21 protein-coding genes are annotated in these 21,501 nt (G+C 53.5%); 11 read left to right on the forward strand and 10 right to left on the reverse strand.

Annotation, left to right across the window (positions count from 1 at the left end; genetic code table 11):
* The first annotated feature begins 9 nt into the window (after window positions 1-9).
* From HED22_RS01825 to HED22_RS01855, 7 genes are all read left to right on the forward strand, one after another.
* Window positions 10-807: a transporter substrate-binding domain-containing protein gene (locus HED22_RS01825; RefSeq protein ID WP_167718272.1), complete on the forward strand. Its 798-nt coding sequence runs from the start codon at window positions 10-12 to the stop codon at window positions 805-807.
* A 115-nt stretch (window positions 808-922) separates the two neighbouring features.
* Window positions 923-1,615 (forward strand): ABC transporter permease, encoded by a 693-nt coding sequence (locus HED22_RS01830; protein ID WP_167718274.1) that lies wholly within the window; start codon window positions 923-925, stop codon window positions 1,613-1,615.
* 3 nt (window positions 1,616-1,618) lie between these two features.
* Window positions 1,619-2,362 carry an ABC transporter permease gene (locus tag HED22_RS01835; protein WP_167718276.1) on the forward strand — a complete coding sequence of 248 codons (744 nt, stop codon included), beginning with the start codon at window positions 1,619-1,621 and terminating at the stop codon, window positions 2,360-2,362.
* Window positions 2,363-2,480: 118 nt separating this feature from the next.
* Window positions 2,481-3,620: a succinylglutamate desuccinylase/aspartoacylase family protein gene (locus HED22_RS01840; RefSeq protein WP_167718278.1), complete on the forward strand. Its 1,140-nt coding sequence runs from the start codon at window positions 2,481-2,483 to the stop codon at window positions 3,618-3,620.
* Between the two features lie 234 nt (window positions 3,621-3,854).
* Entirely contained in the window at window positions 3,855-4,634 is a 780-nt protein-coding gene (gene deoC, locus HED22_RS01845) for a deoxyribose-phosphate aldolase (RefSeq protein WP_368484459.1), read from the forward strand.
* A 59-nt stretch (window positions 4,635-4,693) separates the two neighbouring features.
* Window positions 4,694-5,917, forward strand: coding sequence for a phosphopentomutase (locus tag HED22_RS01850; protein ID WP_167718282.1), 1,224 nt, complete (start codon window positions 4,694-4,696; stop codon window positions 5,915-5,917).
* A gap of 6 nt (window positions 5,918-5,923) precedes the next feature.
* Window positions 5,924-6,610 (forward strand): DsbA family oxidoreductase, encoded by a 687-nt coding sequence (locus HED22_RS01855; protein ID WP_167718284.1) that lies wholly within the window; start codon window positions 5,924-5,926, stop codon window positions 6,608-6,610.
* Between the two features lie 59 nt (window positions 6,611-6,669).
* Here HED22_RS01855 and mfd read toward each other — a convergent pair whose 3' ends face one another.
* Both mfd and HED22_RS01865 read right to left on the reverse strand, forming a co-directional pair.
* Window positions 6,670-10,167 carry a transcription-repair coupling factor gene (gene mfd, locus HED22_RS01860; protein ID WP_167718286.1) on the reverse strand — a complete coding sequence of 1,166 codons (3,498 nt, stop codon included), beginning with the start codon at window positions 10,165-10,167 and terminating at the stop codon, window positions 6,670-6,672.
* A 7-nt stretch (window positions 10,168-10,174) separates the two neighbouring features.
* Window positions 10,175-10,447: a succinate dehydrogenase assembly factor 2 gene (locus HED22_RS01865; protein WP_064789235.1), complete on the reverse strand. Its 273-nt coding sequence runs from the start codon at window positions 10,445-10,447 to the stop codon at window positions 10,175-10,177.
* A gap of 226 nt (window positions 10,448-10,673) precedes the next feature.
* On the opposite strand from HED22_RS01865, the gene recG reads away from it, so the two are divergent.
* A complete protein-coding gene (gene recG / locus HED22_RS01870) occupies window positions 10,674-12,761 on the forward strand; it encodes an ATP-dependent DNA helicase RecG (RefSeq protein WP_167718288.1) in 2,088 nt (695 codons plus the stop codon).
* 63 nt (window positions 12,762-12,824) lie between these two features.
* Here the strand turns inward: recG and HED22_RS01875 are convergent, their stop codons facing one another.
* A complete protein-coding gene (locus HED22_RS01875; protein WP_167718290.1) occupies window positions 12,825-13,688 on the reverse strand; it encodes a DUF502 domain-containing protein in 864 nt (287 codons plus the stop codon).
* A 203-nt stretch (window positions 13,689-13,891) separates the two neighbouring features.
* On the opposite strand from HED22_RS01875, the gene HED22_RS01880 reads away from it, so the two are divergent.
* Both HED22_RS01880 and HED22_RS01885 read left to right on the forward strand, forming a co-directional pair.
* Window positions 13,892-14,161: a hypothetical protein gene (locus HED22_RS01880; RefSeq protein WP_167718292.1), complete on the forward strand. Its 270-nt coding sequence runs from the start codon at window positions 13,892-13,894 to the stop codon at window positions 14,159-14,161.
* A complete protein-coding gene (locus HED22_RS01885; protein ID WP_167718294.1) occupies window positions 14,148-14,603 on the forward strand; it encodes an NUDIX hydrolase in 456 nt (151 codons plus the stop codon). Before HED22_RS01880 ends, HED22_RS01885 begins: the two co-directional genes overlap by 14 nt.
* Window positions 14,604-14,691: 88 nt before the next feature.
* Here HED22_RS01885 and rpoH read toward each other — a convergent pair whose 3' ends face one another.
* On the reverse strand, window positions 14,692-15,561 hold the full coding sequence (rpoH, locus tag HED22_RS01890; protein WP_167718296.1) for an RNA polymerase sigma factor RpoH: 870 nt from the start codon (window positions 15,559-15,561) through the stop codon (window positions 14,692-14,694).
* A 618-nt stretch (window positions 15,562-16,179) separates the two neighbouring features.
* Between rpoH and HED22_RS01895 the strand changes: the two genes are divergently transcribed.
* Window positions 16,180-16,695 carry a YchJ family protein gene (locus tag HED22_RS01895; RefSeq protein WP_167718298.1) on the forward strand — a complete coding sequence of 172 codons (516 nt, stop codon included), beginning with the start codon at window positions 16,180-16,182 and terminating at the stop codon, window positions 16,693-16,695.
* Here HED22_RS01895 and HED22_RS01900 read toward each other — a convergent pair.
* The 6 genes from HED22_RS01900 to HED22_RS01925 form a co-directional block, all read right to left on the reverse strand.
* Window positions 16,692-17,120 (reverse strand): NUDIX hydrolase, encoded by a 429-nt coding sequence (locus HED22_RS01900; protein ID WP_167718300.1) that lies wholly within the window; start codon window positions 17,118-17,120, stop codon window positions 16,692-16,694. The genes HED22_RS01895 and HED22_RS01900 overlap by 4 nt on opposite strands.
* Window positions 17,121-17,336: 216 nt before the next feature.
* Window positions 17,337-17,873: a single-stranded DNA-binding protein gene (gene ssb / locus HED22_RS01905; RefSeq protein WP_167718301.1), complete on the reverse strand. Its 537-nt coding sequence runs from the start codon at window positions 17,871-17,873 to the stop codon at window positions 17,337-17,339.
* A gap of 59 nt (window positions 17,874-17,932) precedes the next feature.
* Entirely contained in the window at window positions 17,933-18,406 is a 474-nt protein-coding gene (locus HED22_RS01910) for a GAF domain-containing protein (protein WP_167718303.1), read from the reverse strand.
* Between the two features lie 146 nt (window positions 18,407-18,552).
* A complete protein-coding gene (locus tag HED22_RS01915; protein ID WP_167718305.1) occupies window positions 18,553-19,623 on the reverse strand; it encodes a sn-glycerol-3-phosphate import ATP-binding protein UgpC in 1,071 nt (356 codons plus the stop codon).
* Window positions 19,624-19,681: 58 nt separating this feature from the next.
* The gene (gene ugpE, locus HED22_RS01920) at window positions 19,682-20,536 is read right to left on the reverse strand and encodes a sn-glycerol-3-phosphate ABC transporter permease UgpE (protein ID WP_167718307.1); all 855 of its coding nucleotides are present in this window, start codon (window positions 20,534-20,536) and stop codon (window positions 19,682-19,684) included.
* Between the two features lie 12 nt (window positions 20,537-20,548).
* A complete protein-coding gene (locus HED22_RS01925) occupies window positions 20,549-21,427 on the reverse strand; it encodes an ABC transporter permease subunit (RefSeq protein WP_167718309.1) in 879 nt (292 codons plus the stop codon).
* Window positions 21,428-21,501 lie beyond the last annotated feature (74 nt).

A 21,501-nucleotide genomic window follows, 5' to 3' on the forward strand; every position in this document is an offset into this window, starting at 1 on the left:
AGACTATGAATGAAAAACTGGATCAAGGTTGCATCTGCCGCAGCAGTTGGCATTGCACTGAGTGCTTCGGCAGCGAGTGCTGCTTGGGATAAAGTCGTTGTTGCGACCGAAGGGGCCTACCCTCCGTTCAACATGATGGACGACAATGGCAACCTCATCGGTTTCGATGTTGATTTCGCCAACAAGCTTTGCGAAACCGCGAATGTTGAATGCGAAATCGTTGCACAGGACTGGGACGGTATGATCCCGGGGCTTCTGGCCAAGAAATATGATGCGATCATCGCCCAGATGTCGATCACCGAAGAGCGCAAGCGTTCCATCGATTTCTCCGACTATTACAGCAACACCCCGGCGGTGTTCGTTGGTAAAGACGGCATGAGCATCACCGCTTACAAAGACGGTGAAGTGATGGAAGATGCGCTTGATGGCATGGTCATCGGTGTTCAGCGTTCGACCACGCATGCAAACTTCCTGGAAGATAACTTCCCGGGCATCGAAATCCGCATGTACGGCACCCAGGACGAAGCCCTGCTTGACCTGACCGCTGGCCGCGTGGACGCGACCCTTGCTGACTCCGGTACGCTCGATGCATGGGTCAGCTCGGAAGAAGGCGAAGGGTATGGCTTCGTATCCAACCAGTTTGCACCTAGCGAATGGTTCGGCGAAGGCGCCGGTATCGGTATCCGCAAGGAAGACCAGGATTTGAAGGAAATCTTCAATAAAGCCTTGGCTGAAATGCTGGAAAACGGTTCGTACGATGAACTGAACAAGAAGTACTTCCCGGCGATCGATCTGCATCCGAATTGATCTGCCTGATCTATCCGGGGCGGCGAGCTGTTCGCCGCCCTTCCCTTATTGTTGTTCGTTGCTTTTAGTCAGGGGTGAAAAGCGCGTTCAGCATCAAGGAAAGCTTGGAGATACCATGATCGATTTATACGGCCGCGGCTGGCAGATGCTTGAAGGGGGACTGGTTACAGTTCAGCTTTGCCTGACCGTTTTGCCATTCATGATTGTTATTGGTTTGTTGGGCGCGTCAGCAAAGCTGTCGCGCTATCGCACACTGCGTGTGATTGGGGAAAGCTATACCGTTCTTATTCGCGGCATTCCCGAGCTTCTGGTTATTTTATTGATCTATTTTGGCGGCACCATCGCCGTTCAGAGCCTTGCCGAACTTATTTCCGGCGAGGAAACCCGCGTTGATATTCCCGCGTTCTGGTCCGGTGTCGCGGCACTTGCCCTTGTTCAGGGGGCATTCGCATCCGAAGTTTTCCGTGCTGCCATGCAGTCGATCCCGATTGGTCAGATCGAGGCGGCAACGGCGTGTGGCATGTCACCGATGCAGATTTTCATGCGCATCAAACTTCCGCAGCTATGGCGTTTCGCCCTTCCCGGCCTCAATAACCTGTTTCAGGTCCTGATCAAGGACACCGCGCTTATATCGGTTGTCGGTGTCGAAGAGATCATGCGCAAGGCCGCCATCGGTGCTGGAACGGAAAAGGCGCCCTTCACCTTCTATCTGGTGGCGATGCTGATGTTTCTCGCATTTACAACGGTTTCGCTGCTGGTCTTCAACTATCTTGAAAAGCGGGCCGCCCGCGGCGTGGCGAGGGCGTAGCAGATGTTTGAAGATTTCATATATGTCCTTGGCAAGTATGACACGTGGTTGTGGCGCGGCTTCCTGCTGACCATCGAGTTGCTGGTGATTTCAGTCACGCTGGGTACGCTTCTGGCCATTCCACTTGCTGTTGCGCGTGTTTCGAAAAAGGTCTGGATACAAGCCCTGCCCTTTGCTTTCATTTACGTGTTCCGTGGTACGCCGCTGATTGGACAGCTGTTTATGATGTATTACGGCGTCGGGCAGCTTATAGCGAACATTGACGGCATTCAGGATCATTGGACCTGGGTTTATTTGCGCGACCCGTACTGGTATTGCCTGCTGACATTTGTCCTTAATACCGCAGCCTATGTGGCAGAAATCATGCGCGGTGGCATTCAGAACGTGCCGAATGGCGAACTGGAAGCAGCACGTGCATGCGGCATGTCCCCTTGGATTACATATCGCCGCATCATTTTCCCGCGCATGTGGCAAATGATTTGGCCCGCCTACACCAACGACGTGATCTTTACGCTAAAGGCGACGTCGCTGGCATCGACCGTTACCATGATGGAACTTACCGGTGCCGCACGTAAAATCGTTGCCCGTACCGCGCTGCCCTATGAGGCATTCATCTCGGCCGGTGTGATCTATCTGATTATCGTTTACACGCTGACCTTTGGTTTCAAGGGAATTGAGCGCTATCTGCGTCGCAGTGAACAGCGCAAGGAACCCAAAACAGGCAAGGCAAAGGCAGCATCGGCCTAAAAGAATATCCCCATCAAACCCGGTATTTGGAAAATGGTATCTCTGTCGGCATCACGTCGCAGGTACTGTGATCCAGCCGGGTTGATTTGCCCCACATCCCACCTTCCAGGATTTCGAAATGCAAGAAGAACGCATTGAACTCGTCCGCCCGCAAATGGGTACGTCACGCGCCCTGACCGTGCGCCGTTATGGCAAACCCGGTAACGGCCCAAAGGCTTACTTTCAGGCAGCTTTGCATGCCGATGAATTGCCCGGCGTCATTACGCTTCACCACCTTGAAACGCTGTTGAAAGAGGCAGATGCCAAGGGTGATATTACCGGCGAAATCGTTGTCGTGCCCTTCGCCAATCCAATCGGCTTCACCCAATATGTCGATATGAAACCGCTTGGCCGGTTTGAACTGCGCAGCGGTCAGAACTTTAACCGTCACTATCCGGATCTCAGCACCGCCCTCATTAAGGCTGTAACGGGTAAACTTGGCCAGGATGCAAACGAAAACGTTGCGCTGATCCGTACCGAATTGCGTCGCCTGATCAAGGAACACCGCAAGGAAGTCAGTCCGTTGACGGACCTGCAGGATTTGCGCCTGACGCTGGCGGAGCTTGCAATTGATGCCGATTACGTCATGGATTTGCATTGCGACTGGGAAGCGCCGATGCATCTTTACATCAGCGACCATAATTGGCCCGATGCAGCCGATCTTTCGGCTCAGATCGGCTCGGAATGTAGCCTGATTGCGGAAATCAGCGGCGACAACCCGTTCGACGAGGCCTTCAGCCGCCCGTGGGTCGAGCTGCGGCGTGCTTATGGTGATAACTTCCCGATCCCGATGGCAACAATGGCAACAACGATTGAGTTGCGCGGTGATCGCGATGTCTATGACGAATACGCGATCAAGGATGCGGAGAACATGTTCAAGTTTCTCCAGCGTCGTGGTCTTGTCGCCGGTGATCCCGGTCCCCTGCCCGAAGCCAAGTGTGATGCGACCCCGCTTTCAGGTGTGGATCGTGTGATGGCGCCTCATGGCGGGATGGTGGTGTTTGCTGTGAATGTCGGTGCGAAGGTCAAGGCCGGTCAGGAACTCGGTTACGTTCTTGACTGCGAAACCGGTGAAAAAACATCATTCTCCAGCCGTACAGATGGCGTTTTGTATTCGCGCATTGGTATCCGTCTGATCGTCCCGGGCGGGTATTTGTGCTCCGTTGCGGGTGATACCCCACTTGAAGGACGTGAAGGCCAGCTGCTGCTGTCCAAGTAATCTCGCCGTCGCGTTTCTGCGTTCTGATTGAAACTGTATTGTAAGACGGATCGATTGATTGCCGAATGAAGGTTGGATACCCTTCAGGCCCTCGTTGACCCGTCTTTTTCTTTTCGGTCAGATGGGCACCGAATGGCTGATAATGACGAACCACACATTGCGCGTTGCAAGGAATATTTGATGTTCGATCCCAAGACTGTCTCAGAGGTTATTTCAGTTGCCAGGAACAAAGCCGTGGCAGACGCCGACACCGCGCGCCGGGCGATTTCTGTTCTGGATTTGACCAGCCTTAATGATGATGACAATGAACAGGTTATCGAAGCCCTGTGCAAACGGGCACAAACCCCGGTCGGCAATACAGCAGCCGTTTGTGTTTATCCCCCATTTATTGAGACCTCGTGGAAGGCTCTGGGCCAGTCAGGTGTTAAGACAGCGACAGTGGTGAACTTTCCCGAAGGCGGCACCAATGCGCAACGCGTAGGCGACGAGACCGCCAATTGCGTTTCGAAGGGCGCTGACGAGATTGACCTTGTTTTTCCTTACAAGGCGTTTCTGGATGGCGATGTTGCGACTGCAACGGATGTGGTCGATGCCACTCGTCTGGCCTGTGGCACCATGACGACCATGAAGGTGATCCTTGAAAGCGGCGAGTTTGAGGATCTTGGCAAGCTATACGAAGCATCGCGCCTCGCCATCAAACACGGTGCCAATTTTGTAAAGACATCGACTGGCAAAGTCTCAGTCGGCGCAACACCTGAGGCCGCCGTTGCCATGTTGACCGCGGTCCGTGATGCGCGCGACGAAGATGGTATCAATGCCGGGTTCAAGGCATCGGGCGGTGTTAAAACCACTGAGGATGCTGCCCTCTACATCGCAATTGCCGATCACATGATGGGGGATGGCTGGGCAAAGCCGGAAACCTTCCGTTTCGGGGCAAGTGGCGTTTTGACTGCATTGCTCGAAACCTGTGGCGCGAAAATGGGCGATGGGCCCGCCGCCACTGGAGACTACTAGAATTTATGACTATCTGCGGGTGATCACATTGCCCGGATCAGGTTTGAAGGAAGACATCAATGGCACGTGCCATCATTATCGTGGCGGACAGTTTTGGGATCGGTTCGGCACCGGACGCGGCAAAATTTGGTGATCAGGGTTCCGATACCCTTGGCCATATTGCCGAACAATGCGCCAAAGGCCTTGCCGATAGTGACAAACGCAGCGGTCCTTTGAATGTACCGAACATGGTTGCACTCGGTCTTGGTGAAGCCGCCAAGGATGCGACGGGGCGTGTCCCGCCTGGACTTGATCATGGCGGTGCGATGATTGGCGCATTTGGCCATGCCAAGGAAATCTCACGTGGCAAGGATACGCCAAGCGGTCATTGGGAAATTGCCGGTGTGCCAGTGGATTTCGATTGGGGGTATTTCCCCCTGACCGTTCCGACCTTCCCTGCGGAACTGACTGATGCCCTGATCGAACAGGCCAAACTACCGGGTATCATCGGTAACTGCCATGCATCGGGCACGACCATCATCGCCGAACTTGGCGAAGAGCATATCAAAACCGGAAAACCGATTTGCTATACCTCGGCCGATAGCGTGTTCCAGATCGCCGCCCACGAGGAACATTTCGGTCTGGACCGCCTTTATGAGGTCTGCGAAATCGCCTTCAAACTGGTTGAGCCCTATAACATCGGGCGCGTGATTGCCCGACCATTCGTCGGTGAAACTCCCGCTGATTTCAAGCGGACGTCAAACCGGCGTGATCTTGCGGTACCGCCGGTGAAACCGACCCTTCTTGATCTGTTTAGCGATGCAGGCGGCGAGGTGATCTCGGTTGGTAAAATCGCCGATATCTATGCCCATCGCGGGATTGCCAAAAAGGTCAAGGCAGCAGGCAATATGGCCCTGTTTGACGCCATGATGGGCGAGATTGCCGAGGCCCCGGATAACAGCATTGTGTTCACCAACCTTGTGGACTTCGACATGGAATTCGGTCACCGTCGCGATGTCGCCGGATATGCCAACGCGCTTGAAGAATTTGATAAACGAATTCCGGAATTGCGTGCGGCTCTTCAACCCGGTGATCTGGTGATTATTACGGCTGATCATGGATGTGATCCGACCTGGCGTGGCAATGACCACACGCGCGAATTTGTACCGATCCTTGCTTTTGGACCGGCAATTGCCCCGGGTCCGCTCGGGATGCGTGAAACCTTTGCCGATATCGGGCAAACGGTTGCCGACCATCTCGGGATTGCACCGCTGGCTGCCGGAACGTCTTTCTTACATGGATAAAGTGACATGAACTGGCAGTTCGGACAAAGTGAACCTTCAAATTCGCCCATCAGGATCGAGGCGATCGTCGATACAATTTGTCCGTGGTGCTATATCGGCAAGAAACGCCTCGAAAAAGCTTTGGCGCGCGAAACGCTTGATAACCTGATCATTCATTGGCGCCCTTTCTTGCTGAATCCCGATATGCCCACCGGCGGCATCGACCGTAAACTCTATCTTTCGGCCAAGTTTGGCGGGGCTGAGAGTGCCGAACGGGTTTACAAGGCGATTGAGGATGCTGGTGCGGCCGTTGGCATTCCGTTTAAGTTTGATCAAATCAAGGTCACACCGGATTCAACGGACTCTCATCGCCTGATCTACAAGGTTTGCGCCGAACGTCCGGCGGTTGGCAATGATCTGGTCGAAGATCTGTTTGTGGCCTATTTCCTTGAAGGTCAGGATATCGGTGATCAGGAACTTCTGGCTGATATTGCTGTCCGGCATGGCGAAGACAGAACCGAAATCCTTGAATACCTTGCGGGTGATATGGACCGGGAATTTGTCGGTCAGGAAAACCGTGTGGCCCATCAGATGGGCGTCACCGGGGTGCCTTGCTTCCTGTTTAACAGCCGTCATGCCCTTTCCGGGGCACAGGAACCAGACATCTTGCAACGGATGATCCGATTGGCCCGACAGGAAGAAATTCCGGTCTGATGGATGGCGGGCGTTGAAAAAAGAAAAGGCGGGATAACAACATGTTACCCGCCTTTTCTTTATGTGTTGACTGCAATATCTGACAATCGCTTCATCAAGCGTTTCAGGCCTTCAAGCCGGTCGGTCGGCCCATCCCAGCCCGCGGCATAGACGATTTTATGATCGGGGCGCAGACGTGCCACGCCAACCTGTTGCTGGATAAAGCCGATCAAACCACCTGGGTTCGGGAACTCGTTATTGCGAAGCGTGATGAGTGCCCCTTTCGGGCCTGCATCAAGTTTCTCGACATTTGCAACCCGGCACCATTGTTTGATGGTGACAACATCCAGAAGGTTTTCGACTTCCTTGGGCAGCTTGCCAAAACGGTCAATCATTTCCGCGGCAAACTGGTCAACCTCTTCACGCGAACGAAGCTCGGAAATACGGCGATAAAGACCAAGTCGCACACCAAGATCCGGTACGTAGCGATCCGGGATCAGAACCGGCATACCGATATTGATCTGCGGGACGAAGCTGGCTTCTTCGGATGCGTCAATCTCGCCTTTGGCCTCAGCCACGGCTTCTTCGATCATCTGCTGATACAGCTCGATCCCGACTTCCTTGATGTGACCCGATTGTTCTTCACCAAGGAGGTTCCCTGCCCCGCGAATATCAAGATCGTGGCTGGCGAGGTTAAAGCCAGCACCGAGGCTATCAAGGGTCTGCATGACTTCAAGGCGTTTAAGCGCCGTTGCCGTCAGCTTCTTGCCATTTGGCAGTGTCAGATAGGCATAGGCGCGCTGCTTGGAACGCCCGATACGACCACGCAACTGATAAAGCTGTGCCAAGCCGAACATATCGGCCCGATGGATGATCATCGTGTTGGCATTTGGGACATCAATACCCGACTCAATGATATTGGTCGCAAGCAACAGGTCAAACTTCCGGTCGGTGAAATCTGTCATGACCTGTTCAAGGTCACGCGCCCCCATCTGGCCATGGGCGACATCAAACTTGATTTCCGGCACCAGGGCTTCGAGCTCCTTGGCAACCCGACCCAATTCATTGACACGCGGGCAGACATAGAAAATCTGACCGCCACGGTGACGTTCGCGCAGGATAGCCTCGCGCACGACAACCGGGTCATAGGGCGTGATATAGGTCCGCACAGCCAGACGGTCGACCGGTGGTGTGGCAATGATCGACAGTTCCTTCACCCCGGTCAGTGCCAGCTGCAAGGTTCGCGGGATCGGAGTTGCCGTCAGTGTCAGAACATGGACGTCGGACTTCAGTTCCTTGAGGCGTTCCTTATGCTTGACGCCAAAATGCTGTTCTTCATCGACAATCAGCAGGCCAAGGTCCTTGAAATGGACGCCATTGCCCAGAAGCGCATGGGTGCCGCAGACGATATCAACATGGCCACTTTCGATATTGTCTTTGACCAGTTTGGCATTCTTGCCCGTCACAAGACGTGAAAGCTGCTCTACCCGGACCGGCAAACCTTCGAAGCGTTCCTTGAAGTTCAGGTAATGCTGACGGCACAAAAGGGTTGTCGGGGCTACCACAGCGACCTGTTTGCCTGACATTACGGCTGCGAATGCCGCACGCATGGCGACTTCTGTTTTGCCAAAACCGACATCACCGCAGACAAGACGATCCATCGGCTTGCCTGCCGACAAATCATCCAGCGTATCGCGGATCGCACGTGCCTGATCTTCGGTCTCGGCAAACGGGAAGCCTGCACAGAACTCGTCATAGGCGCCTTCGGGGGCCTGAAGCGTTGCGCCCTTGCGCAGATGACGTTCAGCGGCAATCTTGATCAGCTTGCCGGCCATATCACGGATGCGCTCACGCAGCTTGGCCTTGCGCGCCTGCCAGGCGACACCGCCAAGCTTATCAAGGATCGAGACACCCTCGTCCGAGCCATAGCGCGACAGGACCTCGATATTCTCGACCGGGACGAACAGTTTGTCGCCGCCGTCATATTCGAGCTCCAGACAGTCGTGCGGCGCACCGCCGGCTGTGACGGTTTTCAGGCCCAGATAACGCCCGATACCGTGTTCAAGGTGAACGACAAGGTCACCTTCGGATATCTCAGAGGCTTCGCGCAGGAAATTGTCGGCCTTGCGACGTCGGCCACCCGGGCGGCTCATACGGTCGCCAAGAATATCCTGTTCGGTAACGAACCAAAGGCCTTCACGCCGGAACCCACGTTCAATATCCAGAATGACCACGCCGACATGCTCATGTGTCAGATCATCTGTCACATCTTCCCAGCATTCGCAGGTAACGACTTTTCCCACACCATGTTCGCGCAGCAATGACACGATCCGATCACGTGACCCATCGGAATAGGTCGCGATTACGACCTGATTTTCTTTGCCGCGTTGGCTCGTGATAAAATCACGGAGTTCGTCATATAGATTGACGTCGGCACGGGCGCGGACATCGCCAAAATCACGCCCTGCCCGCGCACCAAGATCATAAATGCCGCGTTCCGGGTTCTCATCATCGTAGTATGGCGAGAATTCCAGAACCGGGCGGTCTGACAACATGCGGTCAAACTCTGCCTGATCAAGGTAAAGTCTTTCTGGTGGCACCGGTTTATAGACATTATCGCCTGAAAGGCCGCCGCCCTTGATGTTCAGACGTGCCTGATAATAGTCGTCGATCATCTCAAGGCGGTTTTCGATGACCTCACCAAATTGATAATCAAGACTGACGATGGTTTCGGGCAAATAGGCAAAGATCGTATCCAAGCCATCATGGAACAGCGGCAGCCAATGTTCCATCCCGCCATACTTCAGGCCGTTGGAAATCGACTCATAAAGCGGATCAGTCTGCGACACCGCACCAAAAAGCTCGCGATAACCACTGCGAAAACGCGAAATACTATCGGGGTCAAGATAGACCTCGCCGACCGGCAGAAGGGAAATTTCCTTGACCTTGCCCACCGTGCGCTGGGTTTCCACGTCAAAGCGACGGATGCTTTCGATCTCGTCACCAAAGAAATCAAGTCGCACCGGTTCTTTCATGCCCGGCGCAAAGATATCGACGATGTCACCACGCACGGCATAGTCGCCGGGTTCCATGACCTGTTCTGCGCGGTTATAGCCCATGCGTTCAAAATAGGCCGTCAGTTCTGCGCGGTCATATTCACTACCAGCCTTAAAGGCGAGCTTGCCCTTGCGCATGACATCAACGGTGGGTACACGCTGCATTGCTGACGCGGCCGTTGTCAGGACAATGCGGCCATTTCCGTTGGCGGATTCCGTGCTGTCGGCAAGGGTTGTAAGTGTTTCAACGCGGCGAGAAGTAACTTCTGAAATCGGTGAAACACGATCATACGGAAGGCAATCCCAAGCCGGCAGTGTCAGAACTTCGATTTCACCGGCAAAGAATTGCAATGCCTCGGCCAGTTGGGCCATGCGCTTGTCATCGCGTGCAACGTGAAGAACAGTCTTGTTCTTGCCCGCACTATCAAGCAGTTCGCGCAAAATCAGGGCGTCCGCGCCTTCTGGCACGCCGCCTGCCCGTTTGCGACCGTTGGTCGATATAATCTCTTTGGTTTTGTTCAATGTCTTGTCAGGCGTTGCTCAGGTCCCGGATCATGCGCAGGACATCTGTGTCATACTGCGCAGGTGCCGCTTCCTTGCCGGTGGCCCATTTGAAAAAATCGGCATCCGGAACTTCGTTGATCAGGATTTCAAATGTATCAAGCTGTTCTGCTGTCAAGGTCGCCAGATGCTTGTCCATGAAACGCCCCATCAGGATATCGTTTTCCTTTGTGCCACGGTGGCTTCCACGGAACAGCAGCTTTTTACGGCGCATTTCAAGGTCCGATACGGTGTCGGTCATTGTTCGATCTCCTGACTTCCTGTGCAGCGCCTCGCGGGCGGCTACTGCAGCCTGTTCTGTGGCATGGTTTGTACGGCAAAATCTCCTACGGGTCCATGCTGTGATCAGGTCATTTTGTATCAAATGATGACTTGATGGTTGTGGCGGGATAGTTTTGTTGTATACCCGTGCCATAAACACAACTGTTCTATTAACGTTCTCATCGAAAGTTTCAACGAAAACCGACATGCGCCCGGAAATTCTGTTCCCGCTTTTTGCTGAAATTGACACGCTGGCCGGTATCGGTCCGCGCTTAAAGCCGCTGGTAGCGCGCCTGATCGGTGGGGAGCACGTGGCCGATCTGCTGTGGCATTTGCCATCAGGCATTATTGATCGTCGGTTTTCGCCAGACCTTTCGGACACCATTGATGGCTCGGTCGTTACCATGGATGTCTGGGTCGAACGTCATGACCCTGCCCCCAATCGTCGACGTCCCTATCGCGTGATCTGCAAAACACACAGCGGAACACTTGTTCTGGCGTTTTTCAATGCTCGGGCCAAATACCTGAACGACGTTTTGCCGGTTGGGGAAAAACGGATTGTATCTGGCAAGATCGATCATTATCGCGGTGAATATCAGATCACCCATCCCGACCGGATCGGCACAGAAGCAGAACGTTCTGAAATCCAGACGGTCGAGCCGGTCTATCCGATGTCGGCCGGTGTCACGGGCAAGACCCTGACCAAGGCAGTGCGTGGCGCGCTTGAAACGTTGCCCGATTTGCCGGAATGGCATGACCCGGCCTTGGTCGCGCGTAACAAATGGCCCGATTTGAAAACAGCACTTCATACCGTTCACAATCCGCAGGATGAAACTGACCTGTCACCAGACCATCCGGCGCGCAAACGCCTTGCTTATGATGAATTGCTGGCCAATCAGTTGGCGCTGGCCTTGATCCGGGCAAAGATGCGCAAGCTTGGCGGGCGGGTTACCAAGGGCGATGGGCAGCTGCGTGAAGCACTCGGCAATCACCTGCCCTTTGCCATGACCGGTGCACAGCAACGTGCACTTGGTGATATCTATGACGATATGGCAAGCGAAGGCCGGATGTTGCGATTGCTTCAGGGCGATGTGGGATCAGGCAAGACCGTCGTCGCACTGATGGCGATGCTCAATGCCGTTGAATGCGGACGTCAGGCGGCCTTGATGGCGCCAACGGAAATCCTTGCACGCCAGCACTTTGAGACCATTTCTCCCCTGCTCGATCAAATCGGGATCAAATGCGCCATCCTGACCGGGCGCGACAAGGGAAAAACCCGAAAAACCGCGCTTGAAGGCTTTGCCAATGGTGAAGTTCAGATTGCGGTCGGGACGCACGCCCTGTTTCAGGATGATGTGATCTTCCATGACCTTGCTTTTGCGGTTGTCGATGAACAGCATCGCTTTGGCGTGCACCAGCGCCTGATGCTGGCGGGCAAAGGTCAGGCGGTTGATGTGCTGGTCATGACCGCCACCCCTATTCCACGCACCCTGACCCTGACCGCGTTTGGCGATATGGAAGTTTCGCGGCTGGATGAAAAGCCACCGGGGCGCAAGCCGGTCGATACCCGCGTTTTGCCGATCGACAAGGTCGATGATGTCATATCCGGTATTGGGCGTGCCATGCGCAGTGGTACCAAGATTTACTGGGTATGCCCGCTTGTAGAGGATTCCGAGGTTCTCGACCTGCAAGCAGCCGAGGAACGTTACCGCGTGTTGGCGGAGCTGTTTGGCGCGAACCGTGTTGGCCTTGTTCATGGGAAAATGAAGGGCAAGGAAAAGGACGAGGTGATGGAAAACTTCGCCCATGGCGACACATCCATCCTTGTCGCAACCACCGTGATCGAGGTCGGCGTGAATGTGCCGGAAGCCACGATTATGGTGATTGAACATTCTGAACGCTTTGGCCTGGCACAGCTTCATCAGCTTCGCGGGCGGATTGGTCGTGGCGATGCTGCGTCGACCTGTTTGCTGCTTTATGGCAGTCCGCTTGGTCAGGTTTCAAAGGCCCGCCTCAAGATCATGCGCGAAACCGAGGACGGGTTCATCATCGCTGAAGAGGATCTGAAGCTCCGTGGTGCTGGCGAAGTTCTTGGGACGCGACAAAGTGGTCTTCAGGAATACAGGCTTGCCAATCTGGAGCTTCACGGTGATTTGCTGGCAATTGCGCGCGATGAGGCGCGTCTGATCGTCGAACGGGACCCGGACCTGCAAAAGACCCGCGGAGATGCGTTGCGGCTATTGCTGTATCTTTTTGAACGTGACGAAGCGGTTCGATATTTCCGGTCTGGATAAGAAACAAGGGCGCACCAGTTGGTGCGCCCTTGTTTTTTCTTTATCCCGCAAAGTGCTGTATTTCTAAGCGTCTTCGGGAGCCTTGTCGTCCTTTGCCTTGGGATCGGCGCTCTCTGTCCGTGCTGGAATGTCACGCGATATCAGAATGGGTACATTTTCCTTCTCACGCAGGGTGTCGACATCCTCATAGATCTTGGCTGCGACCTTTGGCTGGTTGCGTTCGGCTTCCGGACGGCGGTCAGGTGGTGTCACAATGCCGCCCGACATCACCATCTTGATTGCTTCTTCGACCGTCATATCAAGGATGACAACATCTCGGCGCGGGACGAACAGCAAAAAGCCCGAAGTCGGGTTTGGCGTGGTTGGCAGGAAGATGTTTATCACCTTGTCTTCGGTCAGGTTTTGAACCTCGCCGGTGGTCTCGCCGGTGATAAAGCCGATTGCCCACATGCCGCGGCGCGGATATTCAAGCAATACAGCCTGACGAAACGCATTGGATTGATTGGCCAGAACCGTTTCAAGGATCTGCTTTACCGCGCCATAGATGCTGCGCACCGCCGGAATACGGCCAAGAATGCGTTCGTAAAGCTTAATTAACGCTCGACCGGCAAAGTTGGTGGTGAACCAGCCAACAACGGTGATGAACACGATAATGACCAAAAGGCCAAAACCGGGAATCCCGTAATCCTCATAACCAACCGGAAGATAGGATTCCGGGTTGTAATGGGCCGGGATTAACGGAATGACCTTGCTGTCTACGAACTCGATAAACCACCAGGCAAGACCGAAGGTAATCGCAAGAGGTGCGCTGACAAGAACACCCGTCAGGAAATAGGCTCTTATCCGGGCAAACATACCCGGACTTGGAATGACATGATCCGAACCCTTGTCTTCCGGATCATCGTGATTATCGCGCTTGGCGTTCATTGACCACCTGTGCAAAAGAGCCAAATACCAAGAACCAAAAACTGTAAGATTAGTCTTTGGCTTTTGGTCATTGTACGTGAGAATATGGCAAAGCTGGGACTTTAAGCCTGTTAGTTCCCGGTTCTTAAAGTGATAGCAGTATTCAAGTTTGCGGTGCAACCAACAAACCGTAATTCGCAGATTAGAATTGTTGTGGAGACGTTTTGCAGGTCTGGATTGTTGAATATATTTACGATGATGACGGTTCGGTCGGGATCAAGACGGCCAAGGTACGTGCCCCTGACTATGAAACCGCAAGGCAGTTTGCCATTGGCGACGCCCCATCACCGGATTTTGTGATGTCCTTGCACCCGGAGTCTGAGGAACAGTTTCTTGGGACACCGGGCATTCGTGCGCGTGAAATGACCGGCAAGGTTGTTCACGAAGTCCCTGACCCGGACGATGATTTGGAAGAAGATGATGACGATTACTGAGCTTGATGATCAGCGAACCTTTTTGCCGCGTCCTTTGGTCGGGGTTGGGGCCGTTGTCTGGCACAAGGACCATGTTCTTTTGATCCAGCGTGGCAAGGAACCCCATGTCGGGACCTGGAGCCTTCCGGGTGGTGCACAGGAACTTGGCGAAACGGTGCGCGATGCCGTTTGCCGCGAAGTTCTTGAGGAAACCGGGGTGAAGATTTCAAGTCCAATCCTTGTCGATACAGTGGATATGATTTCCACCAACGAGGACGACAAGGTCGAATATCACTACACACTGATCGATTTTGTTGCGGTGGCGCTTAATCCCGACATTACGCTTGGTGGAGATGCAGCTGATGCAAAATGGGTCAACGTCAAGGATGTGACAAAATACGCGCTTTGGAACAAGACCATCGAAATCATTGCGAAGTCGCGGGATGTTCTCTCAAAAGGTTAAGCGGATCCGGCACGGTCCGGGAATGAAGGCATGAAAAAAGGCGGCACCATTAGGATGCCGCCTTTTGATTTGGTCTGTCGCGCTTGCGTTACGCTGCCGCATGCTGGGTCAGGACGCTTTCCTGAATTTTCTTGAAAGCACGTGCTTCCAGCTGGCGAACACGTTCGCGGCTGACGCCGAAACGCTCGCCAAGCTTTTCCAGCGTGATCGGATCATCGCTGAGGAAACGGGCCTTGATGATTTCCTGTTCACGTTCAGGCAATTCACCAAGCGCATTCTTCAGCATGCCATTATGCAGAACACGTTCTTCGGCATCGGCAACCAGCGCTTCCGGGCTCGGTGCATCTGACGACAGGGTATCGAGATATTCCATCCCCTCGTCTTTAGGCATCGGGGTGTTAAGCGAGAAATCCCGTGCCGCCAGGCGACGGTTCATATCAAGCGCTTCACGACCGGTCACACCAAGTTTCTCGGCAACCTGATCAGCTTCCTCTGGCGAAAGTTCGCCATTGTCATAAATGTTAAGCTGACGCTTGGCTTTGCGCAGGCTGAAGAACAGCTTTTTCTGCGCCGCCATGGTGCCGAGTTTGACCATCGACCAGCTTTGGAGGATGTATTCCGTCACGGCTGCCCGGATCCACCACATTGCATAGGTCGAAAGACGGAAACCACGTTCCGGATCGAACTTCTGTACGGCCCGCATCAGGCCAGTATTGCCCTCTGCGACAAGGTCTGCCATCGGAAGACCGTAACCGCGATAGCCAAACGCAATCTTGGCAACAAGGCGCAAGTGACTGGTGACAAGTTTGTGGGCGGCCTCGGTGTCATCATGGTCCTGATAACGGTGGGCCAGCATGTATTCTTCATCTGCCGTCAGCATCGGGAATTTCCAGACTTCACGGAGATAACCCGAGAAACCCTCTTCCTGGGGAACGGCTGGTAATTTAATGGCGCTCATTCTATGTCCTCCTGAGAGGTTTACACGTCGGGTTCTGTATTCAATACGGATTCCGCCTAAAGACGGATGACGTGCAAACGCTATCGGTTGTGAATTAATTCACGTGGACGACCGGATTCTGTCTGAGAAGATATTGTGGTCCGGTCGCATCTCGTTCCAAAGTCACCTATGGAAGAGGACAGCAGACGCTAATAAGAAGTTCATTCATCGTGTCTCATCCTTACTCGAAGCAAATCGACAATTTTCATGTCCGCCAATTGGCCGGACGTTGATCCGGCGGTGCCTTTGGGCCCCCACCCGCATTTATTAATATACCTAAACCCGACCAAATCCGTCAAGAACTTCCGACCAGTGTTTCAGTTATATTAATCACTCAATATCAGCACCTTAGGAAGTATAGCCGACAAAAACAGTCGGGTAATAAAAATGCTGATTACTCACGCTAGGATCGATATGCGGCGAAACAAAGGCAATTTGCCTGATTTCGACCTTCGGGGCTTGATCTTCGATTTGACCATTGGATGATGAGGGGGTGCTTTCCACAGGTTACCGGCTTGTGGTATCGCAAAAGACTGCCCTATACAGCGTTTTACCACACCCAATGTTCCCGGAGATGATATGCACACCTTGCCTTTAGACGCGCCTTGCCCTTTTGGAACTGGGGAACCCTACGCGTCTTGCTGCGGGAAATATCATTCTGGTCGCGCAAGTGCCGAAACGGCCGAAAAACTGATGCGATCACGCTACTGTGCCTTTGTGCTGCGTGACGGAGGGTATCTTCTTTCAACACTGGCAGAGGAAAACCGTTCCGGATTTAATGCCGATACGGTTTCGCAAGACAGCACCAACTGGACAGGATTGGAGATCATAGAATCTGTTGCGGGCGGCATTCTGGATCAAACAGGCATTGTTGAATTCATTGCCCATTTTGAAGAAAATGGCACCAAACACCAGCTTCACGAACGATCCAATTTCGAACGTCGCGACGGCAAGTGGTTTTACGTTGATGGTGTTTTCCAGGATGCGCAGTCGCATGCTGGCAGTGCGGTAGCCTCTTCGGGGGCAAATAAGACCGGTAGAAACGATCCCTGCCCATGCGGTTCCGGGAAGAAATTCAAGAAATGCTGCGGCTAGCTTACAAATTCCAGTGCCCAGCGGTGAAATGGCCGCAACAGGCTTTCATGTGCTTTCTTGTAGGGCATCCAAACCAGTTCGTGATCCTGATCAACTGGTGGGCCAAGCTTTTCGGTCAATTCGCATTCAAAGAAGGTCGCACGCTTTAAGCGATAACGGTCCTTTGTGGCATTATTGACATACTGGGATGCAAAACCAAGCCGTGAGACGATGCGGGCGCGATAACCGGATTCTTCATAGGCTTCGCGATAGAGGGCATCACGTTCGCTTTCGCCGTCCTCGACCCCGCCGCCCAGAAGAACGATCCCCTTTGGCGTACGGGCAACGGCAACGTCGCCGTTGTCGCGTTTGATAACGGCATAGACGCAGTCCTGAACGTTATAGCTTTGCCCCATGCGCGGGGTTCCAAATATCGGACCGGTCAAAAACGGGCTCCCTCGCCTCACCAATTGTGACGTTCAATTTTAAATCAGATTTTCTTAAGCATTTATAGTGTCGTAGCTGAAAATTATTTGATCGTGCCGTCCCATGCCATGCGTGGCCGGAAAGAAGCTTGTAAACAAGGCGTTGCACCAAAGCAAAACACCCCGAAACACTGGCTGTTTCGGGGTGTTTTGAATTCGAATGTCTGAAGCTATTGCTTAGAACGGGATCTCGTCATCAAGATCCGGAGCACCAGCCGGCGCTGAGCCGCCCCCCGAAGAAGAGCCACCATTACCCCAACCAGCGTCAGAGCCGCCACCGAAGCCGCCGCCACTGTCCTGACCGCCGCCATAGCCACCACCAGAGGATGAACCACCTCCCATGCCGCCGCCTTCACCGCCGCCACGGTTATCGAGCATGGTCAGGTTGGAGTTGAAGCCTTCAAGCACCACTTCGGTGGTGTAGTTGTCTTTGCCATCCTGTCCCTGCCATTTGCGGGTACGGAGCTGGCCTTCGATATAGAGCTTGCTGCCTTTTTTCACAAAGCGCTCAACCACATCGGCGAGACCTTCATTGAACACGACAATGCGGTGCCATTCGGTGCGTTCGCGACGCTCGCCGGACTGACGGTCACGCCACTGTTCGGAGGTTGCGATGCTGAAATTGGCGATCTTTTTGCCAGCTTGGGTAAACCGGATTTCAGGATCACGGCCAAGGTTCCCGACGAGAATGACTTTATTGACACTGCCAGCCATGGGTTATCTTCCAAAGTTTGTGTTGTCCGCTGTCCCAATTTATCGAGACTTGTGGGTTATCATTGCGCAAAAATGCGCTGCATTAAAGTTTCAAGTGCAATGCGATCGGTTTCATCGAACGAATTGGCATCGACACTATCGACGTCGAGCACAGCAATCAACTGTCCATCCGCATTGATCAGAGGGACGACGATTTCCGAATTGGTTCGACTATCGCACGCGATATGCCCCGGAAATGCGTGAACATCGGCAACGATCTGGGTTTCGCGTGTCGATGCCGCCGCACCACAGACACCACGACCGAACGGTATGCGCAGGCAGCCAAGGGTTCCCTGATACGGCCCGACGACCAGCTCGTTTTCCTTTTTCGGGTCAACGTTGTAGAACCCGGTCCAGAAATAATAGTCGAACTTCTGCGCAAGAATGCAGCAGACGGACGCCATAAGGGCGGTCACGTCCGTTTCGCCTTCAGTGATGCTGATCAGTTCTTTTTCTGCTTCTTGGTAAAGCGCTTGTTTCTGTTCGGTCTGCACGGTGTACTCCTTAACTTTCGCCGCTAGGAACTACCTCGTTCCGCCCGCTTGAGACAAGGGTAAACTGGGCAAACACAAAATAAAAACGCCCCTGACATTCATTGCGTCAGAGGCGTCAGAGAGATGATTGCGATCTTTGTCGCGGATCAGATGCGTTTGCCGGTTTCGATGTCAAACAGATGGATCTTGTCGGCTGGCACTGACAGGTTCAGTTTCTCGCCTTGTGCAAACTGATGCGTTCCCTGCAAGCGCAGCGTTACATTGTCGGCATTTGCACCGAAATCAAGATAGGCCAGTGTTTCTGCACCGAGTGATTCGACCATGCGGACACCTGCATCAATGCGGCCGTTACCGTCATTATGCATCTGGAGATGCTCCGGACGGATGCCCACAGTGACTTCGCGCCCACCTTCGACATCGTGATCGAGTTCCAGTTCAACACCGTCGCCAACCGTCACATGCTTCTTGTCGTCCGAGACCTTGCCTTTAAGGAAGTTCATCGCCGGCGACCCGATAAAGCCCGCAACGAACTGACTTGCCGGTTTTTCATAAACGTCAATCGGCGAGCCGATCTGTTCGGCGACACCACCATTCATGACAATCAGACGGTCTGCCAGTGTCATCGCCTCCACCTGATCATGGGTGACATAAACAGATGTAATTCCAAGGCGTTGCTGCAGGTTTTTGATCTCAAGACGCATATCGACACGCAGCTTGGCGTCAAGGTTTGACAATGGTTCATCAAACAAGAAGACCTTCGGCTGGCGTACGATTGCACGACCCATGGCAACACGTTGACGTTGTCCACCGGAAAGCTGACGGGGTTTGCGCTCAAGATGGTCTTCAAGCTGTAGAATACGTGCGGCTTCGCGGACCTTGGTGTCGATCTCTGCCTTGCTGTACCCACGGTTCTTAAGGCCGTAGGCCATGTTGTCGTAGTTGTTCATATGCGGATACAGCGCATAGTTCTGAAAAACCATGGCGATATCACGATCCGCCGGGGCGACGGTGTTCACGACCTTGTCATCAATGCTGATTTCGCCGTCGGAAATGCCTTCAAGGCCTGCGATCATACGCAGCAGCGTGGATTTGCCGCAGCCGGACGGACCGACAAGAACGGTGAACTCACCATGCTCGATTTTAAGGTCAATACCGTGAATGGCCTTGAAGCCGTTCGGGTAGGTTTTCTGGGCCTGATTAAGCGTAACAGTTGCCATCTTGGTTATCCTGTATTCGGATCAATTATTTTCTATGCAAGGATCAGGGAAGACCGGGTTATTTTTCCGTCTCAACCAGACCCTTGATGAACATGCGCTGGAAGATGACCACCACCAGTACGGGTGGGACAGATGCCATGATTGTCAGAGCGAATGCCTTCGGGAACTGCGGTATCTGCCCGCCTTCATAGAGCGAGTTGTAAACCTGCTTGATCCCGATCACGATGGTGTAGAGCTGATCATCCGTGGTCATCAGAAGCGGCCATAGATACTGGTTCCAACCCACCACAAACATGATGATGAAGATCGCAGCAATCATCGTAACCGACAGCGGAACCAGAATATCGATAAAGAAGCGAAGCGGCCCTGCGCCATCCAGCCTTGCGGCTTCAAGAAGTTCGTCCGGGACGGACCGGTAAAACTGTCGGAAGAAGAATGTTCCGGTTGCAGACGCGATCAATGGCAGGATCAGGCCGGTATAGCTGTTTAGCAACCCAAGGTTCGCCACGACCTCATAGGACGGCACGATGCGCACTTCGAGAGGCAACAAGAGGGTTGAGAAAATGATCCAGAACAGCGGCACGGCCAGTTTGAAGCGGAAATAGACAATCGCGTAAGCCGCCATCATCGAAATGATGACCTTGCCGATCGCAAAGCCGAGGCCAAGCACCATGCTGTTAAACAGCATCTCAAGCGCGGTTACCCTGCCCTTTGTGGCTTCTGCGTCAAAAAGGATTGCGCCATAGTTGGTGAAGAACTCCCCACCCGGCCAGAATTGCAGACCATTCTGGAAGATATATTCACGTGTATGGGTTGATGACGCAAAGGCTATCCAGACCGGAAGGATCATGAAAAGTGACCCAAGCACCAGAATGGTGTGGTTGGTGAAAATACGCCATTTTGACTGATACATGATGACGCCCCCCTAGTAATGAACTTTGCGTTCAATGAAACGGAACTGGAACACGGTCAGGACACTGACCATGATCATCAGCAAGACTGACTGCGCAGCACTACCGCCCATATCCGCGCCAAGGAAGCCATCGACATACACCTTGTAAACAAGGGTCGCGGTCGAACCACCCGGTGCACCTTTGGTCGACACATCAATAATGCCGAACGTCTCGAAAAAGGCGTAAGTCAGGTTGATCACCAGCAGGAAGAAGGTTGTCGGTGCCAAAAGCGGGAATGTAATGGTCCAGAAGCGACGCTCGGGACTCTTGCAGTCAAGGGTCGCTGCTTCTTGAACCGACTTCGGAATCCCCTGGAGCCCCGACAAGAAGAAGATGAAGTTGACGCTGACCTGTTTCCAGACGGCTATCAGAATTACGATGAAGGCGGCGTCATTGGCATTTTCGATGTGATTGAATTCAAACCCGAAACTGTTGAAAGCCTTATAAAGGTCCCCCATGAGTGGGTTGAACATCATGATGCCAAGAAGACCTGCCACCGGTGGCGCAATCGCATAGCCCCACATCAGAAGGGTTTTATAGGATTTTGCCCCACGGATCACCTCATCGGCGCGCACTGCAAGAAACAGTGAAATCGCGATCGACAGCACGGAAACCATAACGGAAAACACGACGGTGAAGATGGCAGAGCGGGTCCACGAACTGCTTGAAAGAACATCTTCAAAATTGCGGAACCAGACGAACTGTGAAGACATGCCAAAGGCGTCTTCGAGCAGAAACGACTGGTACAGCGCCTGGGCCGCAGGCCACAGGAAAAATATGCAAATAATCAGAATTTGCGGCGCGATAAACAGGTATGGCACCGCACTGTGTTCAAATTGTACGCGCTTCATCGGGAACGCAACCTCAAGGCAAAATCAGGAAATGCAAAACAGGGCGGTCAAATCCTTGACCGCCCCGCTTTGGC

It is taken from the genome of Thalassospira sp. HF15, assembly GCF_011806525.1.
In the GTDB taxonomy this organism is placed as follows: domain Bacteria; phylum Pseudomonadota; class Alphaproteobacteria; order Rhodospirillales; family Thalassospiraceae; genus Thalassospira.